The following is a 14,118-nucleotide window of genomic DNA, read 5'->3' on the forward strand; positions in this document are numbered from 1 at the left end:
GGAAGGTCAGCAGATCCGGTGTAATTCCGGGGCCGACGGTTAAAGTCCGGATGGGAGAGAGTAACGATTCAGTTGGGTTTAACCCGCTCGCGTTATCTATTTGCCGCTTGTCGGCACTCCTAAGACTGCCCTGATTCTGGTAACCATAATTTTAATGAGGTTTTTTTACCATGAATCAGACGCTACTTTCCTCTTTTGGTACTCCGTTCGAACGCGTTGAAAACGCACTGATTGCCCTGCGCGAAGGCCGCGGCGCGATGGTGCTGGACGATGAAGATCGCGAGAACGAAGGCGACATGGTTTTTGCCGCCGAAAACATGACCGTTGAACAAATGGCGCTGACTATCCGTCACGGTAGCGGCATCGTTTGTCTGTGTCTGACCGACGAACGTCGTAAACAGCTGGAGCTGCCGATGATGGTGGAAAATAACACCAGCGCCTACGGCACCGGTTTTACCGTCACTATCGAAGCGGCACACGGCGTCACCACCGGCGTTTCCGCCGCTGACCGCCTGACTACCGTTCGCGCGGCGATTGCCGATAACGCGAAACCGTCCGACCTCAACCGTCCGGGCCACGTATTCCCGCTGCGCGCGCAGCCTGGCGGCGTTCTGACCCGTGGTGGCCACACCGAAGCGACTATCGATCTGGTGAGCCTGGCTGGCTTCAAACCGGCGGGTGTTCTGTGTGAACTGACCAACGACGACGGTACCATGGCGCGTGCGCCAGAGTGCATCGAGTTTGCGAAGAAACATAACATGGCGCTGGTGACCATTGAAGATCTCGTGGCTTACCGTCGTGAGCACGAACGTAAAGCGAGCTAAGCTCCACTGCTGATGCCGGAAAGCCCGGCGTCGCAGCGCTTGCCAATCTTAAAGGCCGGGTTATCCCGGCCTTTTTGTCGCTAGTTGTAGTTGATCTTAAACAGTACGACCGATTCGAAGTGCCCCACCTTGACTTCTTCTTCCGCCATTTTAGACAGCTCAGCCGTGTAGTTCTGCGTCATCGTTAATAGCGATCCGGTAAAGTCGGCGTATTCTTCATACTGGTTAAATGTGTAGGGCCTGTGGTTATCGCTGTTAAGGATTTTTAGCTGCAGGCCGTTGCCAATCAGCATCGAGGTATCGTCTGCTGACAGGGTCTCTGTGGTGTAAAACGATGAGTTGACCTTAAAACCATCGGCACAGGTTCCGTCCTGACTTTTATTCGTGGTGACGGAGAAGGTGCGAGTTATCGCACCACTGGCGATCTCGTAGGGATTAAATGACCCAAAATCAATGATCTGGTTGGCAGGTTCAATATTGAACGTCACGTTACAGTCAAGGACGCGAATGTTTTCCAGTCCGCTGACGTGGTATTTCAGGTTGGCGGCGTCCGGACTCTGGTTCCAGCCATCGGCGCCGTCAAACTGCACGAGGGTAAAGCTGCCGAGCGTACTCTGGTAGTCGTGTGCCGGCATTGCTTTGATTTTCACGTACAGCCGCATACGCGCGATAAACGTTCGCGAGTAGTGAACGTCATCGGCATTTTTACTGCATAATCGCTCTTCCCAGCCGGAAGCCCGAATTTGCGCCGCCGTAAATTTTTCGTAATAGGCATTATCAATACAGGTGTTGGTATCAATCCCTACCGCACCCTGTGTCGTGTCGTAATCGACGCCCGCATAGGTCACTCCGAGCTGATAGTAAGGATCGTCCGTTGAAGAGTAGGGGTTTACCCATGCATAAACGTCTTCGCCGACTCGCCCGTTGCCATCCATTTTATCGCCGTTGTCGCAGTATACCGGGACTTTAATATCACCGCTTTCCCAGATTTTATCGCCGACCTGGGCGTTATCAGGAACCGCAAATTCTCCTATCGTTTGATACTTATCCGTTGGGCCGCCCGATGCGCCAAGATAGCAATGCACCGCCCATGCGGCCTGAAATGGGCTGAGTAACAGCGCCAGCAGGAGCAGTGATGACAGACGGCGGATCATTTTTTCTCCTCCGATGCGGTGGCTGTGCAGCTGCTGCGGCAGCTTAGCTGCAGCATCCGGAGCGCACCGTAATCATCCATATAGCCAATGTAGAAACTCGGGCCGTCGTTCGGGCCGGTATTCAAACTGGCGGATCCAAATGGCGGCAGCATGGTGGTTTTAAAACCGGGCGTCACGCCGCGCAAATCTTTGCCGAAATAGGCCAGCGTAATGTAGTAGGGCGTGGGGTTCTGTACCTCTAACGTTTTACCGTTCAGGCGAAAGGTCATCGCGTGTTCTTTTTGGTCCCCCGGTTTTTTCTTCAGAGAGGCGGGACGCCAGAACATTTTGATTTTTGACTGCATAGCTACCTGCACCACCGCGTGATTTTCAGCGGTATCCGGCGCAGGCGGAATTTCCCGAACATTGTAATAAAACAATGACTCCCGATCTGTGGGGAGCGCTGATACGCCGCTCTGTTTGATGATACGAACCTGAGTCATCGCGCCGGGCTCCAGGCGCTGCATTGGCGGCAGGGCGGCAAAAAAGGCATCGCTCTTATTGCCCTTTTCATCTTCGATCCACGAGTAGGCCAGATAGGGGAGATCTTTACTGGCATTGGTTAATTTCAGGCTTGCCGCTTTGTTGTCGCCGTTGAAAATCACCCGGGTGCGATCCGGTGAAACAGCGGCCTGGCTGGTGAAAGATAGCGTGAGTAACAGCCAGAGAAGTCCTTTCATAGGTGTCATTTCTTCATCCTTAATCAATGACAAGGCAGGATTAACTGCCGGGGAAGTTGAGAGAGAGAATCGGGTAAGGTGATGCGACAGGTGATACTGCCCCATTGCACGCGGAAGGTTTTTCCTTCATTAACGCCGCTCATCCAGACGTGTCCTTCTTCGCTGACCATGCCAACATCGGTTCTGCCATCATCGTCGTACACCACCGCGCCCAGCGGCGGATATTTGCCCTCGGCGGTGCGAATGATGGCGTTGATATCCAGACCCGCGCGCGAAGCCAGCGGTTTATAGCCAATTGCGCCTTCCGTCCAGGTTTCCCGCAATGTATTTTCCGCGACCGTTACGCCATCAGGCAGGGCCTCGAGGTTAACGGCGACGGTGGTGGGCTGATAGCTGGAGATCATTGGCACCACCGCGTAACCAAAGCGATTGGTGGTGTTAAAGTTCCCCTGAACCGGGATATCGGCAATGCCATCGGTGCTGACCATCAGCCGCGGTTCGTTGCCCATACTGCGTCTGTGCAGCGCCGCCCCGTGGCGGGTCGCAGTAAAGGAGCCGCTCCAGCTGGCGCTCGCCGAGGTGTAATCGCTGGCGGCGTAGCTGCCGGCGAGCTGGAGATCGCCGATACTGGAGAGGTGCTGATAGTTGCCGCGGAACTGAGCGCCATTATCCGGTTTATCGCTGGCCGCGCCGGCCGATACGCCCCAGGTGTTACGCGCATCTGAGGAGTCGTACCAGGAGACGGTGTGCGTGGTGTTGTCGCTGTTACGCATGTCATAGCTTAAGCGCTGGGCGAAGCCGAACGGAACGGAGACGGAGACGTAAATCTGGTTGTCGTTATTACTCTCTTCGTAGTGCGTCGTGCTGAAGGTGGTCGTCAGCGAAATGTTTTTCCAGCTCCCGACGTCGAAGTTAAACCCGGCGGTGATGCTCGCCGAGGTCGATGAATCGCCATCCCACCACAGCTGGCGCAGCGCGGTGACGTACAGATTCATATTCAACGGCTCAATGGGCTGACTGGCGGAAATGCTGATGGTCTGCTTTTCGTCCTGGGTATCGCCGTCGTTGAGCTGGTGGTCGATAAAATTGGCGTAGCTATGGAACGTGCGTTCGGAAAAACGATAGGCTGCAAGCGATACCTGGCTGTCGGTAGCGTCAAAGCGTTTGCTGTAGTTCAACCGGTAGCTGGAACCCTTTTCTTCTTCCCCGTTATCAAAATGGCTGACGGCGTGGGTGACGTCAAACGAGATGGCTCCCAGCCACAGCATGTTTTGCCCGATACCGAGCGCGGCGGAGCGGTAGTCGTTGCCCGCGGTGAGGATGCCGCCGTACAGCGAAGTGTTTGACAATACGCCCCACGAGGCTTCGCTGCTGATAAACGTATCGTTGATGACGCTGTGCGACAGGTCCGGACGCATGCGGCCTGAGGTAACTTTATAGCGAATCTGCCCCTTGCGGGTTAAGAATGGGGTGGAGGCCGCTGACACCTGAAAGGTGTTAACCCGGCCATCTTCTTCGGTTACCTCGACGTCAAGCGTTCCCTGCACCGATTGATTCAGGTCGCTAATCATAAAGGGGCCCGGTGCGACTTTGGTCTGGTAAAGGATCCTGCCCTGGTGCCTCACTGTGACGGTGGCGTTAGTTTGCGCTACGCCGCTGATTTGTGGCGCATAGCCGCGTAATTCCCAGGGTAGCATACGGTCATCGCTAATCAGCGATGCGCCGGTATAGGAAAAACCGTCGAAAATATCCGAACTAAAATCCGTTTCACCGAGCGTCAGCTTTGCACCGAGCGTGGTCAGCGGGCGAAACAAATAGGTACGGGAAATCGTGCGCGACGTAGTGGTGTCTTCGTCGTCGCGGGTTTGGCTCAGCTGATAGTCACTGCGTAAACGCCATGCGCCGAGGTTCACACCGCCCGTGCCGTAGGCGTTCAGGTTTTCACTATGCTCGCCGTCATGGGGACGATAGGTGCTGGCGAAAAGATTGTAGTCCAGCAGAAAGCCAGCCACGCCATCATTCCAGGTGGCGGGAGGCATCCAGCCATTGGTTTTCCACGCGACCCATGCCTGGGGAATGGCGATATTCAACTGTTGTTGCGCCATATCCAGCGTGAAGGTGATCTCCGGGTGGGCGCGAAAATCCACGCAGCCGTTTTCGACGGGCAATGAATGATAAAAATCTTCTTTCAACCCCATGCCTTCTGCCAGATCGACAGGAATACAGAGTAAAACTTCTGCGTCTTGTTTTCTCCAGCGGAGTAAACGGCCGGAGGAAATTTGATTTTTATTGACGGTCACGGCCACAAAATAATTTCCTGGCAGCGTGGTCGGTTTATCTTTGAGCAGGGATATATCAACGCTGTCACGCATGGATTTATCCAGTACGTTAAGGTTGAATTCAGTGGCGCTTGCGGAAAATATAAATAATAAGCCGCAGCAAGATACAGCAATTTTAGCGGTATTCACGGCATCCCTACCTGATTTATCTAATAAAGGGTGGCGGTCGCCGCCACCCTGGATAGATTACTTATATGACAGTACGTAAGTGGCATTTGAAGCCACTGCGCCCGGTGTAGCTGGCGTGGCTTTTGTGCTATCGACCAGTTCCATATAGGCCTGGAATGGCAGGGTTTGTTCGGAGGATGCCTGCACCAGCGTCACTGTTTTCGCGGTGCCGAGAGTAATATTCTGACCCTCGCCATCCAGCAGGCGGACGCCGACGCCCGTCGCGCCACCGGTCATGGTGTTGGAGAGCAGGTTCTCACCTTCAGTAGTCACCGCAGTACTGGTAAAGGTCACATCCACTTTGGTGACTTTCGTTTCGGTGCCTTCGCCATTGTCGGAGTTCGGTAGATCGCAATCGACCAGATGAATACTGGCATCAACGGCATCAGAGTGGCCCTTTGAATTGATGTAGCTGGCCGGCACTTCACCGAGATCGACCTGCTTGTCAACGTCTTCCGCTTTGATAGCGCAAGGCGCGCTGATGACATCACCGGTAAAGGTAATTTTGCCCGAGCCACCGTCGACTGCGGCGAAAGCGGAAGAAGAGGTTAACGCTGCCGCAACCATCGCGAACAGCACAGTTTTTCCCATTTTCATATCAAGGTCCTTGATTGTAGCATTGCTGGTTAATTATATTTACTTCTCATATTTCGTTGCTGATAAATAAAAACATTATCATTGATAATGAATTTTTATCATTTATGGGCTGTTCTTTTTAATATAACCACTAACACAAAGTAAGTTATTTAATCTTATATGGGATAATAAGACACTCGGCACTGTTTTTTGATGGGAGAGATGAGAAATAAGAATAAATTTATATTCCAGATATTTATTTCAAGGCGGTTTAAAGTGTGTGTCGTGGATTATATTTCTATAATAAATGGGAGCGCGATTTGCGCTCCCTGGAAGGTATTTTTAGTTATCTGGCCGTGTTTTATCCAATCCCTACCGATTGCAGCACCACCAGGCTCATTCCCATCACCGACATGCCGCACAGCACGCCGTAGCTGGGATTATTGTTAGGATCTATCTCTTTCGCCAGCGGCATCAACTCATCGACGGAAAGGGCGACCATGATGCCGGCGACCGCCGCCATAATCGCCGCCATGACCACCGGCGACACCATGCTGCCAAGAATCGCCCAGGCCAGCACGCCGCCGAGAATTTCGGCCATACCGGAAATGCCCGCCCAGAATACCGCTTTACGCTTTGAACCCGTGGCGGCGTACACCGGCCCGGCGACCGCCAGCCCTTCCGGGATATTGTGCAGCGCCACGGCCAGCGCAATGCCAAAGCCCAGCTCAAGATTATTGCTGGCGGTGACGAAAGTGGCGATCCCTTCCGGGAAGTTATGCAGGCTGATACCCAACGTGAGCAGTACGGCGGTGCGACGAATATTGCGCGGCAGCGGCTGCGTGTTCTTTTGCATCAGATCCTGCGGATGGGCATGCGGCAGCATCCTGTCGAGGGCGAAGTAGCCAAGCAGGCCAACGACAAACATGCCGTAACCGAGCACCGGCGACATGCCTGGGGCATCAAGCGCAGCCGGCAGCATCTCCATCAGGGAGATAAGCAGCATAATCCCGGCGGCGAAGCCGAGGGAAAACGCCAGCACGCGGTTAGAAGGTTTCTGACCAATCACCCCAAGAAAAGCGCCGATGAACGTCGCCGCCCCGGCCAATAATGTCAGAATCAGCGGAACCGACATGGTTTACTCCTTATGATAATGATTATCATTCATGATATTGAAAATCGTTTTCCCTTGCGAGAGCTGAACGCACTCTTTACGTCATCCTTACATTCAAATTTTCTGAAGATCATCATCACGCTTATCTGAGTTTATCCTCACTGAAAACAGGTTAATGTGGTGTTATCAAATCAATGCCTCTGGAAGGATAACACCATGTCTCGTAGCCGAATGCCAGCACTGTTTTTAGGTCACGGTAGCCCCATGAACGTACTGGAAGATAACCTCTATACCCGTACCTGGCAGCACCTGGGCGAAGCGCTGCCGCGTCCGAAAGCGATTGTCGTGGTCTCCGCGCACTGGTTTACCCGCGGCACGGGGGTGACGGCGATGGAAACACCGAAGACGATTCATGACTTTGGCGGCTTCCCGCAGGCGCTGTACGATACCCATTACCCGGCGCCAGGTTCCCCTGAACTCGCGCAGCGGTTGGTTGAGCTGCTGGCTCCGGTCCCGGTGGCGTTGGATAAAGAAGCCTGGGGTTTTGACCACGGTTCCTGGGGCGTGCTGATCAAAATGTACCCGAATGCGGATATCCCGATGGTGCAACTGAGTATCGACAGCACCAAACCGGCGGCGTGGCATTTTGAGATGGGCCGTAAGCTGGCCAGCCTGCGTGATGAAGACATTATGCTGGTGGCGAGCGGCAACGTGGTGCACAACCTGCGCACCGCGAAATGGCACGGTGACTCTACGCCATACCCGTGGGCCAGCTCCTTTAACGATTATGTGAAGGCGAATCTGGACTGGAAAGGGCCGGTGGAGCAGCATCCGTTGGTGAACTACCTGTCGCATGAAGGCGGGTCGCTCTCTAACCCGACGGCGGATCACTTCCTGCCGCTGCTGTACGTGCTGGGCGCATGGGATGGCGAAGAGCCCATCACGATCCCGGTAGACGGTATCGAAATGGGCTCGCTGAGTATGCTGTCGGTAGTGATTGGCTGACGATTACTCGACGAAGATGTGCGGATAGAAGCGTGAAAGATCCTGAGTGATCAGCGCTCTGTCCTCACGAATACCGATTCCGGCTGGCTGATCGTTAATCAGCCAGCTGCCGATCAGCATGTAGCTGTCGCCAAACTTCGGCAGCGGATGGAACTGCTGGACGATCATCCCTTCTTCGCCGTACGGGCCTTCGACCTGCTCGATAGTTTTGCCGTTCTCAACGATCGAAATGTTCGCGCCTTCGCGAGAGAAGATCGGTTTCACCACAAATTTGTCCATCTGCGGATGATCGTCTTCGGCGAAGTAGGCCGGGAGCAGGTTCGGGTGATCCGGGAACATCTCCCACAGTAGCGGCAGCAGCGCTTTGTTAGAGATGATGCTCTTCCACGCCGGCTCCAGCCAGCGCACGCCAGCGTCTTCCAGCTTGGTGGAGAACATCTCGCGCAGCATATATTCCCACGGATAGAGCTTGAACAGATTGCCGATCACCTGATCCTGCAGATCGGTAAACTGGCCTTTCTCACCCAGGCCGATATCTTCGATGTAGAGGAATTCGGTTGCGACACCCGCTTCCGCCGCGCAGTCCTGTAGATACTGAACGGTGCCGCGATCTTCTACGGTATCGCGGCAGCAGGTCATGTGCAGCAGCTGGAATCCGTGCTGTTCGCGCAGTTCGTTGAAGCGATCGATCAGCTTTTCCTGCAGGCTGTTGAACTGGTCGCTGCCGGCTGGCAGATTGCCGGCGTTCAGCTGATCTTCCAGCCAGATCCATTGGAAAAATGCCGCTTCATACAGCGAGGTTGGCGTGTCGGCGTTATTCTCCAGCAGCTTCGGCTCGCCTTTGCCATCCCACGCCAGGTCCAGGCGCGAATAGAGAGACGGCTGGTTGGTCTGCCATGACTGGCGGACAAAGCCCCAGGTGTGCTTTGGAATACGGAATTTGGTCATCAGCTCATCGCTGGCTATGACGCGCTCGACCACCTTCAGGCACATCTGGTGAATCTCTGCGGTGACGTCTTCCAGTTTTTCCACCTGCGCGAGGGTGAGCTTGTAGTACGCTTCCTCGCTCCAGTACGGCTCACCGTACATGGTGTGGAAGTTAAAACCGTATTCGGTCGCTTTTTCGCGCCAGTCCGGGCGTTCAACAATACTGATTCTTTCCATGGCGATCAGCCACCCATTGAGCGGGAGGTGGTGCCGGTGGCGCTACGCTGCATGGTGGACTGTTTCGCCACCGATTCACCGAAGCCGCCGCGGGTAACGGTGCTGGTGGTTGCCGGTTTCGGCGCCATCGCGGTTTTCGGCACGTTCATCGAACGGCCCGGTTGGGCTGCGCCGTAGTTTTTACCGCTGGCGTCGGTGTATTTACCGTAGGCTGGGCTGGACGGGTTCTTCGAGGTGAAGACCGGCTGCTGCTGGTAGCCACCCATGCCGCCGCTCATCATGCGGCCCATCATGTAACCTGCCATCAGCGGCATCCAGAAGCTGCCGCTGCTTTGCGCCTGCGCCTGGTTTTCACCGGTTGGGGCCATGCCCGCCTGGGCAGGTGCCTGCTGACACTGGCCTTCGCCGAATTCCGCTACGCAGTCTTCACGGCTGGCGTATTTCGGCGCGGTGCGTTCGGCTTCTTTCAGCGCGTTGTTGAACGTTGTTGTACACTCGGCGCTTTTGCCCGGGTTGGCCGCGGAGCAGTCGTCCGCATTCTGATACAGCGTGACGGTTTCATCGGTTTTCTCACAGCCTGCAAGCATAAAAACGGCGGTAACGGCCAGTGCAACCGGTGTGAGATGGCGCGCGCCCCAGCTTTTACGGAAAGCGGCGTGCTGAATGTTGTTTGTCCGTTTCATTTTATTCTTCCTGGACCCAGTGGAATGGTATTGCAATAGCGCTCAGGATAGTGGATGAGTGGTCGAAAATGAAGCGAAGAAGCGGCGAAAGCGGGGGATCTTTACGTTGCCTTACGTTGGCGCAAAAAAAAGGTCCGCACGGGGCGGACCTTGTTGCCTGCAAACGTCTGCCTTAGCGGAGACGCGCTTTGCTGGTGGCCGGAGAGGTGTAGCCGTCGGCGGTGGCATCCTGCTGCGCATTCTCAGGCGCAATGGTGGCATTGGCGGTCGAAACCGGTTTGCCCAGGGTGTTGTTCAGCGCCAGCAGATCCTGCTCGTTCAGCGTGCCCAGTGCATTTTTGATATTCAACTGGTTGATCAGATAGTTGTAACGCGCGCTGGAGAGCTGTTGCTTCGCGTTGTACAGCGTGGTGGTCGCATCCAGCACGTCAACGATGGTACGGGTACCGACGGAGTAGCCTGCTTCCATGGCGTCTAAAGAGCTCTGCGCAGAAACCACAGCCTGTTTGTAGGCGTTGATGCTGCTGATAGAGGCGTTGACGTTATTGAAGGAAGAACGCACGGTTTGCACCACGGAGCGGTGCGCGCTTTCAAGCTGCTCGCTGGCACCGACGAAGTTGTACTGCGCCTGTTTCACCTGCGAGTTGACCATCCCGCCCTGATACAGCGGCAGGGAGAAGCTCAGACCCACTTTGTTCTGACCTGCGTCGTTATCGTTGTATTGACCGTTATTGGTTTTGGAACCGCTGTAAGAGGTGTTAGACACCCCGGTAGAGGCGGTTAAATCTAGCGTCGGCAGATGGCCGTCCTGCGCCTGGCGAATCTGCTCACGCGCCAGGTCCTGGCTCAGACGAGCCTGCAACAGGGAGAGGTTGCGGTTTTCCGCTTCTTTCAGCAGTGAGTTCACGGCCTGCGGCTTATCGGTTTTGAAGCTGTCGACGTTCAGTGACGCCAGCTCCGGATAGTAGTTACCGGTGACCTGACGCAGCGCTTCTACCGCGTTGTCGAGGTTGTTACGCGCGGTGACTTCGTTCGCCAGCACGGTATCGTACTGTGAACGGGCGTTCTGCACGTCGGTGATGGCGACCAGGCCCACGTTGAAGCGCTGGGTGGTTTGGTCCAACTGACGGTAAATCGCCTGTTTCTGCGCTTCGGTGTAGGAGAGCGAGTCAATGGCGCTCAGCACGTTGAAGTACGCGGTTGCGGTATTGAGGATCAGCGTCTGTTGATCGGTCTGATAGGTCACATCCTGGATGCCCGCCGCTTTTTCTTGCAGGCTCAGCGCACGCCATTTGGACATATCAAACAGCGTCTGCGTCAACTGCAGCGAGCCGCTGGTGACGTTGGAGTTCACGCCGTTGCTGTCGCGGAAGCCGTTGGTGTAGGTATAATCGGCACCCAGACCTAACTGCGGTAACAGTGGGCTACGCGCTTCGTTGATCTTTTCGAATGCCGCATCACGATCTGCTGCAGATTTACGGAGATCCGGGTTACTGGTACGTGCCTGCTGATAGACCTGTAACAGGTTCTCTGCCTGGCTCATTGTACTGAAGCCCGTCAGGCTCAGGCCAATTAAGATAGGGAGCAATTTCTTCATTTGCATTTGCATTCCTTGTTGTGAAGCTTAGCGCTGATCTAATTCACAGAAAAAATATTTGCCGATTGTACCAGAGTCCGCCGTGTTAAAAAGTTGGCGTAACGTGCCATCTGGCGTTAATTTGCACCAATCTACCATAGAGTGAGTGGATCCTAAGACAAACAGAGTTTAAATCCACAATTTCAACACAATTACTGCATAGGCCAGTCCATGACTAAATCACGTAACCCGGTGGTCACCCTCGCGAAAAACGATGTAGAAATTATTGCACGAGAAACTGTTTATCGCGGTTTTTTTTCGCTTGATGTGTACCGTTTTCGCCACCGTTTATTCAATGGGGAGATGAGCGGAGAAGTTCGTCGCGAAATTTTTGAGCGCGGTCACGCCGCAGTCTTGCTACCCTTTGACCCAGTGCGTGACGAAGTGGTGCTGATTGAGCAGGTGCGTATTGCCGCTTATGACACCAGTGAAACCCCTTATCTGCTGGAGATGGTCGCGGGCATGATTGAAGAGGGCGAAACCGTTGAAGACGTGGCCCGGCGCGAATCGCTTGAGGAAGCGGGGCTAACCGTTGGCCGTATGAAGCCGTGCCTCAGCTATCTGGCCAGCCCCGGCGGCACCAGCGAGCGTCTGAGCATTCTGGTGGGGGAAGTGGATGCGACAACGGCCAAGGGCATCCATGGCCTGGCGGAAGAACACGAAGACATTCGCGTTCATGTGGTAAGCCGGGAGTATGCTTATCAATGTGTGGAAGAGGGAAAAATTGACAACGCAGCGTCTGTCATCGCTTTGCAATGGCTGCAGCTGCATTATCAGGACTTACGAAAAGAGTGGGCAAAATGAAGCGCTATACACCTGACTTCCCTGAAATGATGCGTTTGTGCGAAACCAACTTCGCGCAATTACGCCGCTTACTGCCGCGCATTGATGAAGCCGGCGAAACGGTGAGCTATCAGGTGGCTAATGCGCAATATCGCTTAACGATAGTCGAATCAACTCGTTACACTACGCTTGTGACGATTGAACAAACGCACCCGGCGGTGAGCTACTGGAGCCTGCCGTCGATGACCGTGCGGTTGTATCATGACGCGATGGTGGCTGAAGTGTGTTCAAGTCAGCAGATCTTTCGCTTCAAAGCGCGGTATGATTATCCAAATAAAAAGTTGCATCAACGCGACGAAAAGCATCAAATTAATCAGTTTCTGGCCGACTGGCTTCGATTCTGTTTAGCACATGGAGCGATGGCGATTCCGGTTTGTACATAGAACCGTTCGGGCTGCCTCTGGGGCGCTGCCAGCGACGACGCTGCCTGAAAGGATGATGTGTATGTTTGCATCGTGAAACCTAAGGACACCATTTGGAAAGCCTTTTAAACCTTCCTCTGGCTGGTGGGGCCAGTGTCAGGGTACTGCAAATTACTGATACTCACCTGTTTGCTGAAAAAGATGAAACGCTGTTAGGGGTGAATACCTGGGAAAGCTACCACGCCGTCTTGCAGGCGATACATGCCTCGGCGCGTGAAGTTGACCTGGTGGTAGCGACAGGCGATTTAGCGCAGGATCACTCATCCGCGGCCTATCAGCACTTTGCTGAAGGCATCGCGAGCTTTACTGCGCCTTGCGTTTGGCTTCCGGGAAATCACGATTTTCAGCCGTCCATGTACAGCACATTACAGGATGCAGGCATCTCTCCGGCCAAGCGCGTGCTGGTTGGCGAACACTGGCAGATCCTGCTGCTCGACAGTCAGGTTTTCGGCGTGCCGCACGGCGAGCTGAGCGACTTCCAGCTTGAGTGGTTAGAGAAACGGCTGGCAGAAATGCCGGAACGACATACCTTGCTGCTGCTGCACCATCATCCTCTGCCAGCGGGCTGTAGCTGGCTCGATCAGCACAGTCTGCGCAACGCCGGTGCCCTGGATAACGTGCTGGTGCACTATCCGCGCGTGAAGCATCTACTGTGCGGCCATATTCACCAGGAGTTGGACGTCGAGTGGAACGGGCGCCGTATCATGGCGACGCCGTCAACCTGCGTGCAGTTTAAGCCGCACTGCGCCAACTTTACGCTGGATACCGTTTCGCCTGGCTGGCGTTGGCTGGAGCTGCATGCCGATGGTTCGTTAACCACCGAAGTCTGCCGCCTTGCCGGGTCAAAATTCCATCCTGATACCGCATCTGAAGGCTATTAATGTCGACGCTTCTTTATCTGCATGGCTTTAACAGCTCTCCGTGTTCGGCCAAGGCCACGGCGCTTAAGCAGTGGCTGGCGGAGCACTATCCTGATGTGAAAATGCTGATCCCGCAGTTGCCCGTCTATCCGGCGGAAGCGGCGGAAATGCTCGAAGCGTTAGTGCTCAAGCACGGCGGTGAGCCGCTCGGGATCGTCGGATCGTCGTTGGGCGGCTATTACGCCACCTGGCTGTCGCAGTGTTTTATGCTGCCTGCGGTGGTGGTAAACCCGGCGATACGGCCGTTTGAGCTGCTGGTGAATTTCCTCGGACCGAACGAGAATCCCTACACCGGGCAGCAATATGTGCTAGAGTCACGCCATATTTACGATCTCAAAGTGATGCAAATTGACCCGCTTGAGGCACCGGATCTCATCTGGTTGCTTCAACAGACCGGCGATGAAGTGCTTGATTACCGCCAGGCCGTGGACTATTTCGCCTCCTGCCGACAAACGGTAGAGGAGGGCGGTAATCACGCATTTACCGGCTTTGAAGATCACTTCACACAGATTATCGATTTCCTGGGGTTGCATTAAGCAGCGCCAACTACC

General features: G+C 54.7%; 14 protein-coding genes. 6 read left to right on the forward strand and 8 right to left on the reverse strand.

Annotated features, from left to right (window positions below; all coding sequences use genetic code 11):
• Window positions 1–170: 170 nt before the first annotated feature.
• Window positions 171–824 carry a 3,4-dihydroxy-2-butanone-4-phosphate synthase gene (gene ribB / locus ACW14G_RS16160; RefSeq protein WP_163447869.1) on the forward strand — a complete coding sequence of 218 codons (654 nt, stop codon included), beginning with the start codon at window positions 171–173 and terminating at the stop codon, window positions 822–824.
• 80 nt (window positions 825–904) lie between these two features.
• On the opposite strand, the gene ACW14G_RS16165 is transcribed toward ribB, so the two are convergent.
• The 5 genes from ACW14G_RS16165 to zupT form a co-directional block, all read right to left on the reverse strand.
• Window positions 905–1,978, reverse strand: coding sequence for a type 1 fimbrial protein (locus ACW14G_RS16165; RefSeq protein ID WP_249022724.1), 1,074 nt, complete (start codon window positions 1,976–1,978; stop codon window positions 905–907).
• Entirely contained in the window at window positions 1,975–2,706 is a 732-nt protein-coding gene (locus tag ACW14G_RS16170) for a fimbrial biogenesis chaperone (RefSeq protein WP_249022725.1), read from the reverse strand. Before ACW14G_RS16170 ends, ACW14G_RS16165 begins: the two co-directional genes overlap by 4 nt.
• 14 nt (window positions 2,707–2,720) lie before the next feature.
• Window positions 2,721–5,165 carry a fimbria/pilus outer membrane usher protein gene (locus ACW14G_RS16175; protein WP_419057363.1) on the reverse strand — a complete coding sequence of 815 codons (2,445 nt, stop codon included), beginning with the start codon at window positions 5,163–5,165 and terminating at the stop codon, window positions 2,721–2,723.
• Window positions 5,166–5,222: 57 nt separating this feature from the next.
• Window positions 5,223–5,801, reverse strand: coding sequence for a fimbrial protein (locus ACW14G_RS16180; protein WP_163447873.1), 579 nt, complete (start codon window positions 5,799–5,801; stop codon window positions 5,223–5,225).
• 340 nt (window positions 5,802–6,141) lie between these two features.
• The gene (zupT, locus tag ACW14G_RS16185) at window positions 6,142–6,915 is read right to left on the reverse strand and encodes a zinc transporter ZupT (protein ID WP_163447874.1); all 774 of its coding nucleotides are present in this window, start codon (window positions 6,913–6,915) and stop codon (window positions 6,142–6,144) included.
• Between the two features lie 195 nt (window positions 6,916–7,110).
• On the opposite strand from zupT, the gene ygiD reads away from it, so the two are divergent.
• A complete protein-coding gene (gene ygiD / locus ACW14G_RS16190; protein WP_249022726.1) occupies window positions 7,111–7,899 on the forward strand; it encodes a 4,5-DOPA-extradiol-dioxygenase in 789 nt (262 codons plus the stop codon).
• A 3-nt stretch (window positions 7,900–7,902) separates the two neighbouring features.
• On the opposite strand, the gene ACW14G_RS16195 is transcribed toward ygiD, so the two are convergent.
• From ACW14G_RS16195 to tolC, 3 genes are all read right to left on the reverse strand, one after another.
• Window positions 7,903–9,063: a glutathionylspermidine synthase family protein gene (locus ACW14G_RS16195; RefSeq protein WP_163447876.1), complete on the reverse strand. Its 1,161-nt coding sequence runs from the start codon at window positions 9,061–9,063 to the stop codon at window positions 7,903–7,905.
• A gap of 5 nt (window positions 9,064–9,068) precedes the next feature.
• The gene (locus ACW14G_RS16200; RefSeq protein WP_064542307.1) at window positions 9,069–9,746 is read right to left on the reverse strand and encodes a DUF1190 family protein; all 678 of its coding nucleotides are present in this window, start codon (window positions 9,744–9,746) and stop codon (window positions 9,069–9,071) included.
• Between the two features lie 172 nt (window positions 9,747–9,918).
• On the reverse strand, window positions 9,919–11,343 hold the full coding sequence (gene tolC, locus ACW14G_RS16205) for an outer membrane channel protein TolC (protein ID WP_163447877.1): 1,425 nt from the start codon (window positions 11,341–11,343) through the stop codon (window positions 9,919–9,921).
• A 210-nt stretch (window positions 11,344–11,553) separates the two neighbouring features.
• On the opposite strand from tolC, the gene nudF reads away from it, so the two are divergent.
• From nudF to yqiA, 4 genes are all read left to right on the forward strand, one after another.
• Entirely contained in the window at window positions 11,554–12,186 is a 633-nt protein-coding gene (gene nudF, locus ACW14G_RS16210) for an ADP-ribose diphosphatase (protein ID WP_065356069.1), read from the forward strand.
• Window positions 12,183–12,608, forward strand: a complete 426-nt coding sequence (locus ACW14G_RS16215) for a DUF1249 family protein (RefSeq protein ID WP_064542314.1) — start codon at window positions 12,183–12,185, stop codon at window positions 12,606–12,608. The genes nudF and ACW14G_RS16215 overlap by 4 nt, the downstream gene beginning before the upstream one ends.
• A gap of 92 nt (window positions 12,609–12,700) precedes the next feature.
• Window positions 12,701–13,528 carry a 3',5'-cyclic-AMP phosphodiesterase gene (gene cpdA / locus ACW14G_RS16220; RefSeq protein WP_167574999.1) on the forward strand — a complete coding sequence of 276 codons (828 nt, stop codon included), beginning with the start codon at window positions 12,701–12,703 and terminating at the stop codon, window positions 13,526–13,528.
• Window positions 13,528–14,103 carry an esterase YqiA gene (yqiA, locus tag ACW14G_RS16225; RefSeq protein WP_064542320.1) on the forward strand — a complete coding sequence of 192 codons (576 nt, stop codon included), beginning with the start codon at window positions 13,528–13,530 and terminating at the stop codon, window positions 14,101–14,103. Before cpdA ends, yqiA begins: the two co-directional genes overlap by 1 nt.
• The last annotated feature ends 15 nt before the right edge of the window (window positions 14,104–14,118 follow it).

The sequence above is a fragment of the Kluyvera sp. genome (assembly GCF_965301105.1).

Coding starts and splice junctions, on each gene's coding strand:
- ygiD (WP_249022726.1), top strand. CDS start 7,111: ATGTCTCGTAGCCGAATGCCAGCACTGTTTTTAGGTCACGGTAGCCCC.
- ACW14G_RS16165 (WP_249022724.1), bottom strand. CDS start 1,978: ATGATCCGCCGTCTGTCATCACTGCTCCTGCTGGCGCTGTTACTCAGC.
- ACW14G_RS16180 (WP_163447873.1), bottom strand. CDS start 5,801: ATGAAAATGGGAAAAACTGTGCTGTTCGCGATGGTTGCGGCAGCGTTA.
- ACW14G_RS16215 (WP_064542314.1), top strand. CDS start 12,183: ATGAAGCGCTATACACCTGACTTCCCTGAAATGATGCGTTTGTGCGAA.
- ACW14G_RS16200 (WP_064542307.1), bottom strand. CDS start 9,746: ATGAAACGGACAAACAACATTCAGCACGCCGCTTTCCGTAAAAGCTGG.
- tolC (WP_163447877.1), bottom strand. CDS start 11,343: ATGAAGAAATTGCTCCCTATCTTAATTGGCCTGAGCCTGACGGGCTTC.
- zupT (WP_163447874.1), bottom strand. CDS start 6,915: ATGTCGGTTCCGCTGATTCTGACATTATTGGCCGGGGCGGCGACGTTC.
- ACW14G_RS16195 (WP_163447876.1), bottom strand. CDS start 9,063: ATGGAAAGAATCAGTATTGTTGAACGCCCGGACTGGCGCGAAAAAGCG.
- yqiA (WP_064542320.1), top strand. CDS start 13,528: ATGTCGACGCTTCTTTATCTGCATGGCTTTAACAGCTCTCCGTGTTCG.
- nudF (WP_065356069.1), top strand. CDS start 11,554: ATGACTAAATCACGTAACCCGGTGGTCACCCTCGCGAAAAACGATGTA.
- ACW14G_RS16170 (WP_249022725.1), bottom strand. CDS start 2,706: ATGACACCTATGAAAGGACTTCTCTGGCTGTTACTCACGCTATCTTTC.
- ribB (WP_163447869.1), top strand. CDS start 171: ATGAATCAGACGCTACTTTCCTCTTTTGGTACTCCGTTCGAACGCGTT.